14 protein-coding genes and 3 pseudogenes are annotated in these 13063 nt (G+C 40.3%); 12 read left to right on the top strand and 5 right to left on the bottom strand.

Features of this window, described 5'->3' with window-relative positions:
- Window positions 1-121 precede the first annotated feature (121 nt).
- Window positions 122-1117, bottom strand: coding sequence for an NADPH:quinone oxidoreductase family protein (locus CDO84_RS11945; protein WP_088299191.1), 996 nt, complete (start codon window positions 1115-1117; stop codon window positions 122-124).
- A gap of 158 nt (window positions 1118-1275) precedes the next feature.
- Between CDO84_RS11945 and CDO84_RS11940 the strand changes: the two genes are divergently transcribed.
- From CDO84_RS11940 to spoIVCA, 3 genes and pseudogenes are all read left to right on the top strand, one after another.
- On the top strand, window positions 1276-1869 hold the full coding sequence (locus CDO84_RS11940) for a TetR/AcrR family transcriptional regulator (protein WP_080528950.1): 594 nt from the start codon (window positions 1276-1278) through the stop codon (window positions 1867-1869).
- Between the two features lie 657 nt (window positions 1870-2526).
- Window positions 2527-2705: pseudogene (locus CDO84_RS21685) on the top strand (hypothetical protein).
- Window positions 2663-4123, top strand: coding sequence for a site-specific DNA recombinase SpoIVCA (gene spoIVCA, locus CDO84_RS11930; RefSeq protein WP_223257626.1), 1461 nt, complete (start codon window positions 2663-2665; stop codon window positions 4121-4123). Before CDO84_RS21685 ends, spoIVCA begins: the two are co-directional and overlap by 43 nt.
- Window positions 4124-4150: 27 nt before the next feature.
- On the opposite strand, the pseudogene CDO84_RS11925 reads toward spoIVCA, so the two are convergent.
- Window positions 4151-4501, bottom strand: a pseudogene (locus tag CDO84_RS11925) (sigma-70 family RNA polymerase sigma factor); the annotation flags it as partial.
- A gap of 196 nt (window positions 4502-4697) precedes the next feature.
- On the opposite strand from CDO84_RS11925, the gene nucB reads away from it, so the two are divergent.
- Window positions 4698-5108 carry a sporulation-specific Dnase NucB gene (gene nucB, locus CDO84_RS11920; protein ID WP_014664682.1) on the top strand — a complete coding sequence of 137 codons (411 nt, stop codon included), beginning with the start codon at window positions 4698-4700 and terminating at the stop codon, window positions 5106-5108.
- A gap of 32 nt (window positions 5109-5140) precedes the next feature.
- Here nucB and CDO84_RS11915 read toward each other — a convergent pair whose 3' ends face one another.
- Window positions 5141-5863, bottom strand: coding sequence for a YqeB family protein (locus tag CDO84_RS11915; protein WP_040083764.1), 723 nt, complete (start codon window positions 5861-5863; stop codon window positions 5141-5143).
- 236 nt (window positions 5864-6099) lie between these two features.
- Here CDO84_RS11915 and CDO84_RS11910 point away from each other — a divergent pair.
- A pseudogene (locus CDO84_RS11910) lies at window positions 6100-6535 on the top strand (NAD(P)-binding domain-containing protein).
- Window positions 6536-6553: 18 nt separating this feature from the next.
- Here CDO84_RS11910 and CDO84_RS11905 read toward each other — a convergent pair.
- Window positions 6554-7180, bottom strand: coding sequence for a TVP38/TMEM64 family protein (locus CDO84_RS11905; RefSeq protein WP_040082572.1), 627 nt, complete (start codon window positions 7178-7180; stop codon window positions 6554-6556).
- 432 nt (window positions 7181-7612) lie between these two features.
- Here CDO84_RS11905 and CDO84_RS11900 point away from each other — a divergent pair, with 432 nt between their 5' ends.
- A complete protein-coding gene (locus tag CDO84_RS11900) occupies window positions 7613-8344 on the top strand; it encodes an SGNH/GDSL hydrolase family protein (RefSeq protein WP_014664678.1) in 732 nt (243 codons plus the stop codon).
- 305 nt (window positions 8345-8649) lie between these two features.
- On the opposite strand, the gene CDO84_RS11895 is transcribed toward CDO84_RS11900, so the two are convergent.
- Complete coding sequence (locus CDO84_RS11895) at window positions 8650-8790, bottom strand: sporulation histidine kinase inhibitor Sda (protein ID WP_003226124.1); 141 nt, start codon at window positions 8788-8790, stop codon at window positions 8650-8652.
- Between the two features lie 361 nt (window positions 8791-9151).
- Here CDO84_RS11895 and CDO84_RS11890 point away from each other — a divergent pair, with 361 nt between their 5' ends.
- The 6 genes from CDO84_RS11890 to yqeK are packed head-to-tail and all read left to right on the top strand — an operon-like array spanning window position 9152 to window position 13049.
- Entirely contained in the window at window positions 9152-9670 is a 519-nt protein-coding gene (locus CDO84_RS11890) for a YqeG family HAD IIIA-type phosphatase (protein ID WP_003226126.1), read from the top strand.
- 3 nt (window positions 9671-9673) lie between these two features.
- Window positions 9674-10774, top strand: a complete 1101-nt coding sequence (gene yqeH / locus CDO84_RS11885; protein WP_040082573.1) for a ribosome biogenesis GTPase YqeH — start codon at window positions 9674-9676, stop codon at window positions 10772-10774.
- A gap of 17 nt (window positions 10775-10791) precedes the next feature.
- Window positions 10792-11634: a shikimate dehydrogenase gene (aroE, locus tag CDO84_RS11880; RefSeq protein ID WP_014664675.1), complete on the top strand. Its 843-nt coding sequence runs from the start codon at window positions 10792-10794 to the stop codon at window positions 11632-11634.
- Window positions 11628-11918, top strand: a complete 291-nt coding sequence (yhbY, locus tag CDO84_RS11875) for a ribosome assembly RNA-binding protein YhbY (RefSeq protein ID WP_014664674.1) — start codon at window positions 11628-11630, stop codon at window positions 11916-11918. The genes aroE and yhbY overlap by 7 nt, the downstream gene beginning before the upstream one ends.
- Window positions 11919-11929: 11 nt before the next feature.
- Window positions 11930-12499 (top strand): nicotinate-nucleotide adenylyltransferase, encoded by a 570-nt coding sequence (locus CDO84_RS11870; protein WP_014664673.1) that lies wholly within the window; start codon window positions 11930-11932, stop codon window positions 12497-12499.
- Window positions 12489-13049 (top strand): bis(5'-nucleosyl)-tetraphosphatase (symmetrical) YqeK, encoded by a 561-nt coding sequence (gene yqeK / locus CDO84_RS11865; RefSeq protein ID WP_014664672.1) that lies wholly within the window; start codon window positions 12489-12491, stop codon window positions 13047-13049. The genes CDO84_RS11870 and yqeK overlap by 11 nt, the downstream gene beginning before the upstream one ends.
- The last annotated feature ends 14 nt before the right edge of the window (window positions 13050-13063 follow it).

Genomic DNA, 13063 nt, shown 5'->3' with positions numbered 1-13063 from the left:
ATATTTTTGCATTAACATAAAGTAAGCTATAATAAGTAAAGGAATTCCTGTTGAGAATCCCTTTACTAGACCTTTAAGACATTGTTTCATCTTTAGCAACTGGATGAGTTCTGATGAATAATCATACGATATTTACAATCGTTCTCCCTCTTACTTGTCCTTCCAATATTTCAGGAAGAACGTTAGGAAGTTGATCTAAAGTAATTTCTTGTGATATAAATTCCTTTAAATTAGATGGTTTAAAATCTGTTGCTACACGATCCCATGTTTTTAACCGTGTTTCCATTGGACAATATACAGAATCAATTCCAAGTAAATTAACACCTCTTAAGATGAATGGAAAAACAGTAGTTGGCAGTTTTGTTCCAGCTGTTAATCCACTAACAGCAACGGAACCTCCATATTGAATTTGGCTTAAGATAGAGGCAAGAGGTTCCCCGCCTACAGGATCAACAGCTGCCGCCCATTTTTGTGATCCTAAGGCTTTAACCTTCCCTCCATAGGTCATATCCCGTGAAATAATTGTACTAGCTCCAAGTTTTCGTAAGTAATCATATTCTGATTCTTTACCTGTACTAGCTTCTACTTGATAACCGAGAGAGTTAAGGAATGAAACAGCAAAACTACCAACGCCACCTGTTGCTCCTGTTACCAGAACTTTTCCTTTTTCGGGAGATAGGTTATTTTCTTCTAGACGTTGAATAGATAGTGCCGCTGTGAAGCCAGCTGTTCCTACTATCATTGCTTCTTTGAGGGTCAAATTATCAGGTAAAGGTACAATCCAGTCTCCAGGGAGACTTGCATATTCGCTAAAACCGCCAAAATGAGAAACACCTATATCATAACTTGTGGCAATCACCTTATCCCCCTCTTTAAAGCGAGGATCATTAGAAGAAATGACTACACCTGCTAAATCTATACCCGGTATAAATGGGTATTTTCTTACGATTTTCCCATTGGGGTTCCCTGCAAGTCCATCTTTGTAGTTAATTCCAGAGTAGTGTACTTGGATGTGGACATCACTTTCTGGTAAAAACGCTGGAGAAACATTCTTTACTTTAATTGAAAATTCATCATCAACTTTGTTTACAACTAGAGCCTTGAATTCGTCTTTCATTTTATAAATCCTCCTATATGCTATCTTGATGTGAAACCACTTTTAGTATACTAAATTATTCTGACCGGTCAAACTATTTTGTCTGGTCGGAATAATTTTGTGTGGATTTCATGAACTGTTGTATACTAATTGAAGGTTTAGCTTTCTGGAGGTTTATTATGAAGAAAAAAGCAGAAGAAAGAAAGAATCAGATATTAAGGGCAGCTTTCCAAGCTGTGTCAACACAAGGTTATAATTCAGTTACACTACAAAGTATTGCAGATCACGCAGGAGTTAGTAAGGGCGTCGTGCATTATTACTTTGATAATAAGGAAGATACCCTTTCTCAACTACTTGAGTGGCTTACAAATAAAATTTATAAACATGAATTGGAAGCAGTGGATTCGGAATCTACGCCACTAGATAAGTTGAAAGCTTATGTAAATTCAATATTTGTCTCTCCCGAGGAAAATGAAAAGTTTTATAAGGTTTATTTAGATTTCTTGTCTCAGGCAACCCGAAATGAAACGTACAGGAAAATTAACCATAGCTTTTATCAACAGTGCTGGGGCACCACATCTAACATTATTATTTTCGGACAGGAAACAGGCGTATTTGACCAAAGTATAGATGTTGAAAAAGCTTCAAAAACAATGCGATCTATTGTAGATGGATTGCTCATTCAATGGCTAATGAGTGAAGATATAAATTCACATGAATATTATAAAGAGATTTGTTATCAGAGCTTTTTGAAGCATTTAAAGCTCACTTAATTCTATTGGTTTATCTCCATTCTTTACGTAACAGAAAAAGACATAACGAATCTAAAAACAGAAAATGTCCCTTAATTAAGAAGTTAAATATAACAACCGTTTATGAAGTAAGAAGGGGACTATAGTGTTATCTTTACAACAATATAATGAATGACTTCAGTGCTTCAAATAAAGTTTTTTGTAATTATGATAAGCATCCACTTTATTGAGGGATTCAAACTAATAAAGAAGATACCAAACTATATTGATATCCCTTTTGTTTTGGGAGTTTTATTAAATCTCCTTTATGAGTTCATGAATTGGCATCATTGACACGTGCAATGTCATAAAAATATTCAGTGGTTTACATTTATTGAGGTACTTGAAGAATGGGGATACCAAATGAACAGGTTGGTATCTTTATCGTTTTATATAACCATTTTTTACCATATTTCATATAAATCGTATAGAAATGATGGCAAATAAATATAAGGAGTGTAGTGAAAATAAGCTTTCATAACTAATGATATGAATTTACTATGTTGAGGGCCTAGGCGATGTCGAAAAACCGATCGTTTTAACTATCGGTTTTTTAAATGCTTTTTTCACACTCATTGAAAATAATTTCATTAGGACAAACCGCCTTTACATAGCATTACCCAAGGGGTGATGCATTTTATGAAAGTGATAATCATCGAGGGACCGCAAGCTGACAAATGCATTAACGATTGCTATCATTATTTAATAAAACTTTATAGGAAGGAGATTCAGGGTGATAGCAATATATGTAAGGGTATCGACCGAGGAACAAGCGATCAAGGGATCGAGCATCGACAGCCAAATCGAGGCCTGTATAAAGAAAGCAGGGACTAAAGATGTGCTGAAGTATGCAGATGAAGGATTTTCAGGAGAGCTTTTAGAACGTCCGGCTTTGAATCGCTTGAGGGAGGATGCAAGCAAGGGACTTATAAGTCAAGTCATTTGTTACGATCCTGACCGTCTTTCTCGGAAATTAATGAATCAGCTAATCATTGATGACGAATTGCGAAAGCGAAATATACCCTTGATTTTTGTAAATGGTGAATACGCCAATTCTCCAGAAGGTCAATTGTTTTTCGCAATGCGCGGGGCAATCTCAGAATTTGAAAAAGCCAAAATCAAAGAACGGACATCAAGCGGCCGACTTCAAAAAATGAAAAAAGGCATGATCATTAAAGATTCTAAACTATATGGCTATAAATTTGTTAAAGAGAAAAGAACTCTTGAGATATTAGAAGAGGAAGCAAAAATCATTCGGATGATTTTTAACTATTTCACCGATCATAAAAGCCCTTTTTTCGGCAGAGTAAATGGTATTGCTCTACATTTAACTCAGATGGGGGTTAAAACAAAAAAAGGCGCCAAAGTATGGCACAGGCAGGTTGTTCGGCAAATATTAATGAACTCTTCCTATAAGGGTGAACATAGACAGTATAAATATGATACAGAGGGTTCCTATGTTTCAAAGCAGGCAGGGAACAAATCTATAATTAAAATAAGGCCTGAAGAGGAGCAAATCACTGTGACAATTCCAGCAATTGTTCCAGCTGAACAATGGGATTATGCTCAAGAACTCTTAGGTCAAAGTAAAAGAAAACACTTGAGTATCAGCCCTCACAATTACTTGTTATCGGGTTTGGTTAGATGCGGAAAATGCGGAAATACCATGACAGGGAAGAAAAGAAAATCACATGGTAAAGACTACTATGTATATACTTGCCGGAAAAATTATTCTGGCGCAAAGGACCGCGGCTGCGGAAAAGAAATGTCTGAGAATAAATTGAACCGGCATGTATGGGGTGAAATTTTTAAATTCATCACAAATCCTCAAAAGTATGTTTCTTTTAAAGAGGCTGAACAATCAAATCACCTGTCTGATGAATTAGAACTTATTGAAAAAGAGATAGAGAAAACAAAAAAAGGCCGCAAGCGTCTTTTAACGCTAATCAGCCTAAGCGATGACGATGATTTAGACATAGATGAAATCAAAGCACAAATTATTGAACTGCAAAAAAAGCAAAATCAGCTTACTGAAAAGTGTAACGAAATCCAGTCAAAAATGAAAGTCCTAGATGATACGAGCTCAAGTGAAAATGCTCTAAAAAGAGCCATCGACTATTTTCAATCAATCGGTGCAGATAACTTAACTCTTGAAGATAAAAAAACAATTGTTAACTTTATCGTGAAAGAAGTTACCATTGTGGATTCTGACACCATATATATTGAAACGTATTAAAGAGGGGTGTATGCACCCCCCTTTTGTAATTACAATCTCATTTTCAATACACCTCGCAGCATACGTCGCCAGCTTTGTCCCTTTACCAGCGGAATAGCTTTCAATTCCTTTTATCAGCCCGATCGTTCCGATGGAGATTAAGTCCTCTGCATCCTCACCTGTATTTTCAAATTTTTTCACAATATGGGCGACCAAGCGAAGATTATGCTCAATCAGCATGTTTCTGGCATGTTCATCCCCTTTAGCCATGAGCTCTAAGTATTTTTTTTCCTCGCTGCTTGAGAGCGGTTGTGGAAAGGCATTGTTTTTCACGTAAGATACTAAAAAGACAAGCTCTTTAACAACAAAGCCGAGCGCTGCGAAAACACCTGTCACCATCGTCACCTCCACAAAAGTATGTAGGCAAAAGCCTATATGTAAATGTATGTGGGCGGGAGGCTGTCTGTGTCTGTACCGGGAAATTTCTCGCATGGGAGCCTGGGCTTTTGTAAACAGCATATTAACTTCAAATGTTAACAATAATTTTTATCATGCGCCCATACATTGAAATGAACAAATGTATGGGGGGATGGGAATGAAAAAATGGATGGCAGGCCTGTTTATTGCTGCAGCAGTTTTTCTTTGTGTAATGGTTCCGCAGCAGATCCAAGGCGCTTCTTTGTATGACAAAGTGTTATATTTTCCGCTGTCTCGTTATCCGGAAACAGGCGATCATATTAGAGATGCGATTGCAGAGGGACATTCTGAGATTTGCACCATAGATAGAGATGGAGCAGACAAAAGGCGGGAGGAATCATTAAAGGGTATTCCGACGAAGCCGGGCTATGATCGGGATGAGTGGCCGATGGCGGTCTGCGAGGAAGGCGGCGCAGGAGCTGATGTCCGATATGTGACGCCTTCTGATAATCGCGGGGCTGGCTCATGGGTAGGGAATCAAATGAGCAGCTATCCTGACGGCACCAGAGTGCTGTTTATTGTGCAGTAGTAAAGAAGAGGCTCTTTCTTGAGCCTCTGTTGTTACAACCCTTCGCCGTGCTGAATGTTCGGGGGATAGGTTTCTGCTTTTCGCCAATATTGGCGTGTGCCTTCGTCCCGTACAACAATGCCCAGCTGTGCCAGTTCGAGACGGAATTCTTCAATATCGTCTTTTTGTTCGTCCTCCAGCGCTTTGTGACGAGCTTTTAATAAGGCATGGGCGCCTTGCGATAGGTCAGGTGCATTAGGAATCCATCGACGAAATTGATCTGTAAACGGATCACCATCTGCTGCCCATTCGTAATGATGCTGTCTAAAGGCCTTCTCAACGTTTACTGGTTTTTCATCAATTTCTTCCCGTACCAATTCATATCCGGCTGTTCCTAGGAGGACAAGCTGTTTGTGATCCATAAATACAAGAGCGATGTCACCGGAATGAATTGATTGCACTTTTTTTCCTTTCATGAATTCCACTGTGTGATCTGTAATCTTGACAGACAGCAGCATTGCAATAACAGAATGAGCGAACCAAATCCCTGCAGTCATACCGAGAAGAGCAGTGATAAATGCAGCTGTTGATCCCTGAAAAGAGGTGATGAGCCGAAGCGGTCCTTCAAAAGGAATCCACGGGAGGGATAATGCCCATTTCGCAATCTGCGGGATAAAATACCCGATGGTAAAACCGATGATTGCAAGTGCAGCGTATAAAAAGAATACAGCGGTTTTCGTAACACCAATAAGAGTATGAGATTGATTCTGCAACATGACACCTTCTTTTACTGAAAATTCTCTTCCCATATTTTAACTCAACGAGATGGTAAATCAAGGATAAAGTAAAAATTATGGATTTAAAGAGGGTTCTGAAATGGAACTGGCAGGTACAGCAGGTCATGAAAAACATATTAAAATGGGCAGAAGATGTAGTTTCATTTGTTTTCCTGCGTATCAAATACAAAGGGAACATAAAAAGTAAAGGCTTTTGACAATCAGGAAGAACAGGCATGAAAATCGGATTAATCGGCTTAGGGAAAATAAACATAGGAAAGCAATTCATAGAGATGATGCAGTTTTGCGTGATGTATGACCTTTATTAAGAAAAGGCGATATGATTATCGTTAAAAAGAATCGATCTACCGCTACAATTAAATGAAAGAAGCGGTATCCATTATCTCGATGCCGGTACGGCGGGCGGAATGAAGGCGCATGGCATGGAGCCTGTTTTATGGTGGGGGTGATCATAAAGCATGGGAGATTGTAGAACCGCTTTTTCGGGACACCGCCGTCGGAAGCGGGAAGCGGACATTTTTGAAAAATGATCCATAGGTGAAGGGAAACGGACGGCGAAAACCACGCTTGATCTGCAGAGCGCAACTCCTGTGGTCGCATGTCGCTGCCCTTCGAAATGAATTTGGAGGCCATGCGACGGAAAAAAAGTAAGGGGGCGAACAAGCCTCCTTATTTTTTTGGCACCTTCAGAAGATGAGGGAACTTTTTATATATGACCAGCATGATGATCAGAATATACGCACCGTAAATGCTGATAGACAATAATTTATTGCTGCTGAAGTTGGCACCTGCAATGGTGACAACAACAATGTTGGGGATTTTTCCTATGAAAGATGCAAAGAAAAAAACATGCCAGCGAACCTGACTCAGTCCGCAGATCACGTTCATTATAAGGGAAGGTATGACCGGTATCAGTCTTCCTAATAAAACAGCGGTAAAAGCATTTTTGTTGAAGGAATCCTCGTAGCTTTGTATGGCAGGATATGCCTGAACTTTTTTTCTGGCCCAATCCCTAAAACTGTACCTTGCGAGAAAAAACAGCAATATTGTACCAAGCATTGAGCCGGTCAGTGTAATCCAAATTCCATTTGCCGTCCCGAACACAGCGCCATTTAAAGCAGCAACTAAAGCAAACGGCACTATTGGGAAAAAAACATCGACAGCAATCAGCAGCATACTAAATAAAACGGAAAATATCCCCCCTGCTTTGATTGCATCAAGCCAAGCTTCTTTTTGAAAAAAACCGACTGCAATGATAGCGATAATCACAAGTATACCTATTCCCTTTTTTAACATAGTCTATGTCACTCCCAACTTAGATGATGTCAGGAGCCAAAATCTCCGTCATCTAAATTAGTATAACTGGTGTCATTTCAGCCGTTCAACTGAAAACCAGGTTAAGAACACAATTCTTTTTAGTTCATAAAAAAGGCTGTCCGTCTATCTCTCTGTTTTCTTAACATAGGGGAGATAGAAAGGGTAACCATAACCTTAAGGGATAAGCTGTATCTTAGCCTATTTATTTCCTTTGGTTTGTGTGTTTTTCAGATTAGAGAGAAGGGAATTTAAAAATAAAAAGTCATCTGCTGCGCCGCAATGAAAGCAGAATGATATTCACTGAGGGGGACACGTTAACTATAGGAAAAAACAGTGTTAGCAAAAAAACTCTTCGTTGAACGAAGGGAAACAGAGGTATAACATTAAGGTGAGGCTTTTGGGGGTGTAAAGATGAAACATTTTATCATCCTTTTCCTTCTGTTGTTCGTTACAGCAGGGTGCGAGGGAATGGGATACGAAGACGTTGTAGCATTTGGTGACAGCAATACGCGTGGCTCTAATTGGGATTATCGCGATTATCCAAAAGCACAGCAGTGGGTCAATATACTTAAAACAGCTGAACGCGGTAACCTTGATATACTCAATGCGGGAATCGGAGGACAGACGACAGAGGATGCCCGTCTTCGGTTTCAGACAGATGTGCTGGATCAAAAACCGAAGTATTTGTTTATTATGTTCGGCACAAATGACGCCGCCATACTGACTGAGGGAAAACCGAGAGTGTCGAAGCAGCGTTTTAGAGAAAATCTGGTTTATTTTATTGAAGAAAGCAGAAAACACGGGATCAAGCCAATCTTAATGACGTGTATTCCGATTATAGAAGGTAATGGGAAGCATCATCTGTTTTACTATTCCAGATATAAAGCAGCTGCTTTTGAACCAAAAGGCGGAGCAAGGAAATGGCACGACTCATACAACGATATTACAAGAGATGTGTCGAAGCGCCTGAATGTCCCTCTTGTAGATAACTGGAAGCATTTTATAGAAGCAGACGGCGGAAAAGCAACTGATGAAGCGCTTATCCAATCCGGTCTTATAGATCCTTCAGGCAATCATATGACACCTAAAGGGGCAAGGATCGTATATGAAGGAATACAAGATGGGCAGATTCTGCAGCGTTGAGCTGGACAACCGCCTAGTCCGATTTATTTCTCCTACATAGGCTGTTATAAAACCTTATTAAGGAGGCGCTTCACATGTATGGCGCAGGCAGAGCATATGGATACGCTTTTATTGTTGTTTTAGTTGTTGTTCTCCTGGTTGTGGGCGGCATATACTGGTTAGCATAATAACCGGCCCTTTAAAACACCTCTTTTTAGGGGTGTTTTTTGCTGAAAATAGTAGTAAAGCGCGCAGCCGAAGTGATATAATATCAGTCATCTGAGTAAAAAAAGGAAATACGCCCGGAAAAAATAGACAAATTCCTATTAAGAAGATACGGAAATAATATGTCCGAGCGATCTTCTTTTTATTTCGTTTTCAATTAACTCGATAAAGTCACGGTTTAAATTCATCTCGGTGGCTTTGAAATAAGATTCTATTAGTAATTCATCAGACAGTTTTCTCATGCTAGGAACCCAATTAATGGGAGAGGCACCTCCTTAAAAGTTGGAATCATTCATGATCTTAACGCATACAATGATAAGTTGCGTTTATCTGAGGTTGAAGTTATCTTTAATCTACCATGAAATGAATATAAGAACAATCGTTCTGTTATCCACACCAAAAAGTGGATAACTTGTGAGTATCGTGTTTATAATTTGTCTAAAGAGTGATGTAATAAGAGTGGATAGTGTGTGTAAATTTATCCACACCTGGTGAAGAAACCCAATTTTTGTCGAAATTTTTTTGCTCAGTTTTTCTTTAGGCGCAAGTTCGATTTTTTTCGACAATCATATTAAGGAGAAAGAAAAGGGAAGGGTGCGGGTTTTGTTAAAAAAGTTTTTTTTACCTGACGAGTTTGTAAAAAATATTTTTCATATTACACCTGAAAAATTAAAGGAACGAAATGTAAAAGGGATTATTACTGATCTGGATAATACGCTTGTTGAATGGGACAGGCCGAACGCAACGCCGCGCTTGATCGAGTGGTTTGAAGAAATGAAGGAACACGGCATTAAAGTGACAATCGTCTCTAATAATAATGAAAGAAGAGTGAAACTTTTCTCTGAACCGCTTGGAATCCCATTCATTTATAAAGCAAGAAAACCGATGGGTAAAGCCTTTAATAGAGCGGTGCGCAATATGGAGCTGAAAAAAGAGGACTGCGTGGTCATCGGAGACCAGCTGCTGACCGATGTACTCGGGGGAAACCGAAACGGCTACCATACGATTTTGGTCGTGCCTGTCGCTTCTTCTGACGGATTCATTACGCGCTTTAATCGCCAGGTTGAACGCAGAATACTGAGTGCTCTCAAACGAAAAGGGCACATTCAGTGGGAGGAGTAAGAAATGGAAAAGGTTGTTTGTATCGGATGCGGAGTTGCAATCCAAACCGAGGACAAAACAGGTCTGGGGTACGCGCCGCCTGCATCGCTTACGAAAGAAAATGTGATTTGCCAGCGTTGTTTCAGACTGAAAAACTACAATGAAATACAAGATGTTTCCTTAACGGATGATGATTTTTTGAACATCCTTCACGGTATTGGGGAAACGGACTCTCTTGTCGTAAAAATAGTTGATATTTTTGATTTTAACGGCAGCTGGATTAATGGGCTGCAGCGCTTGGTGGGGGGGAACCCTATCTTATTAGTTGGCAATAAAGCGGATATTTTGCCTAAGTCACTGAAAAGAGAGCGTCTGATCCAGTGGATGAAACGTGAAGCGAAAGAGCTTGGCTTAAAACCTGTTGACGTATTTTTGGTCAGTGCAGGACGCGGCCAGGGAATCAAAGAAGTCATTGATGCGATTGAGCATTACCGCAACGGCAAAGATGTCTATGTTGTCGGATGTACAAATGTAGGGAAGTCCACCTTTATTAACCGGATTATTAAAGAAGTGTCAGGTGAAGAAGATATTATTACAACATCCCAATTTCCTGGCACAACCCTTGATGCGATTGAAATTCCGCTGGATGACGGCTCAGCGCTTTATGATACTCCGGGAATTATCAACAACCATCAAATGGCGCATTATGTCAATAAGAAGGATCTGAAAATACTATCCCCTAAAAAAGAGCTGAAGCCTCGCACTTTCCAGCTTAATGATCAGCAAACACTGTATTTTGGCGGACTTGCAAGGTTCGATTATGTGTCTGGGGAAAGATCTCCTTTTATTTGTTATATGCCAAATGAGCTGATGATTCATAGAACAAAACTTGAAAATGCAGACGCGCTTTACGAAAAGCATGCAGGGGAATTGCTCACGCCTCCGGGTAAAGATGAAATGGATGAGTTTCCGGAATTGGTCGCCCATACGTTTACGATAAAAGACAAAAAGACAGATATCGTTTTCTCTGGGTTAGGCTGGGTTACTGTCCATGACGCCGATAAAAAGGTAACTGCATACGCTCCAAAAGGCGTTCATGTATTTGTTCGGCGCTCATTAATTTAAGAAAAGGGGAGAGGAGTATGAAAAAGCTGTACGGGGTTATCGGAAATCCGATTGGCCATTCCATGTCACCTGATATTCATAACGCATCATTGAAAGATCTTGGGCTTGACGGGCATTATCATGCCTTCAAGGTGGAAGAGAATGATCTGGAGGATGCGGTAAAGGGAATAAAAGCTCTAGGCGTACAAGGAATCAATGTGACTGTCCCGCACAAGGTTTCTATTATGGATTATTTGGATCATATTGATGAGAGTGCAAAAGTGCTTGGTGCCGTAAACACGGTCAGAAGAGAGGGAGACAAGCTTGTCGGATACAATACCGACGGGGAAGGCTTTGTAAAGTCATTAATGAAGGTATTAGACAAGCCCATCTCTGAACTGTCATTTTTAATGATCGGCGCGGGCGGAGCGGCGAGAGCCATCTTTACAACAATTGTCCGTAATAGCCCAAAAAAATTTGACATTTGCAACCGGACGCTGGAAAAAGCAAAGCGGCTTACAGAATCCACTCCCTCGTTTCACAATAAAGAAGTATTAAGCTTAAAAGAAGCAGAAGAACGTCTTGAGCAGTATGATGTGATCATCCATACAACATCAGTGGGCATGTATCCGAACGTGGATGAAGTGCCGCTTTCATTACAGCGTGCCGCAAGCAGTGCTGTCGTATGTGATATCGTGTATAATCCAATTCAGACGGCTCTTTTAAAAGAAGCAAGCCAGAAAGGCTTAAAAACACTTGATGGTGTGGGCATGTTTGTTGAACAGGCGGCATTATCCTTCCAATTATGGACTGGACAAGAGCCTGATATTGAAAAAATGAGAACAATTGTAATAGGAAAATTAGGAGGAACAGAATGTTAACAGGTAAACAAAAACGTTTTTTGCGTTCAAAAGCGCATCATTTAACGCCGATTTTTCAAGTAGGTAAAGGCGGAGTAAACGACAACATGATTAAACAAATTGCTGAGGCACTTGAAGCGAGAGAGCTGATTAAAGTCAGTGTTCTCCAGAATTGCGAAGAGGATAAAAATGATGTGGCGGACGCTCTTGTAAAAGGAAGCCGTTCTCAATTGGTGCAGACAATCGGCAATACAATTGTGTTATATAAGGAATCAAAGGAAAATAAACAAATCGAGCTTCCTTAAAGGTGGTTGAAATGAAGAAAATCGGAATTTTCGGAGGCACGTTTGATCCTCCGCATAATGGTCACCTCTTAATGGCGAATGAGGTGCTGTACCAGGCGGGGCTTGATGAAATTTGGTTTATGCCCAATCAAATTCCGCCGCATAAACAGGACGAAGACTATACCGACAGCTTGCATCGCGTGGAAATGCTGAAGCTTGCGATTCAATCCAATCCGTCCTTTAAGCTGGAGCTTGTTGAAATGGAAAGAGAAGGGCCATCATATACCTTTGATACCGTTTCTTTATTGAAGCAGCGTTATCCAAATGATCAGCTGTTCTTTATAATCGGTGCTGATATGATTGAATATTTGCCGAAATGGTATAAGCTGGACGAGCTGCTGAACCTCATTCAATTTATTGGAGTAAAGCGCCCCGGTTTTCATGTTGAAACCCCTTATCCGCTTCTCTTTGCAGACGTTCCGGAATTTGAGGTATCATCAACTATGATAAGGGAACGGTTTAAAAGCAAGAAGCCCACTGACTACTTAATCCCTGATAAAGTGAAGAAGTATGTAGAGGAGAATGGTTTATATGAATCGTGAGGAGGCACTTGCATGCGTGAAGCAGCAATTGACCGAACATCGATATATCCACACGATTGGCGTGATGAACACGGCGATCGAACTTGCGGAGCGTTTTGGAGCCGATTCTAAAAAAGCGGAAACAGCGGCGATCTTTCATGATTATGCCAAATTCCGCCCAAAAGAAGAAATGAAACAAATTATTGCGCGAGAAAAAATGCCTGCGCATTTATTGGATCATAATCCGGAGCTCTGGCACGCTCCGGTCGGCGCGTATTTGGTCCAAAGAGAAGCGGGTGTCCAAGATGAAGACATTCTTGACGCCATCAGGTATCATACCTCAGGGCGCCCTGGCATGACACTTTTAGAAAAAGTCATTTACGTTGCTGATTACATTGAGCCTAATCGGGCATTTCCCGGTGTCGATGAGGTGCGTAAGCTTGCTGAGACTGATTTGAATCAAGCGCTGATTCAGTCCATTAAAAATACAATGGTTTTTCTTATGAAAAAAAATCAACCGGTTTTTCCAGACACATTTTTAACATATAACTGGCTTGTGTCTGGCAACTGAACAGGAGGAATTTG

Origin of the sequence: Bacillus sp. MD-5, from assembly GCF_002201875.1 — a bacterium.
Lineage (GTDB): Bacteria > Bacillota > Bacilli > Bacillales > Bacillaceae > Bacillus > Bacillus stercoris.
Note: the sequence above shows the minus strand (reverse complement) of the source record. Positions and strands in the feature narration are given on the sequence as shown.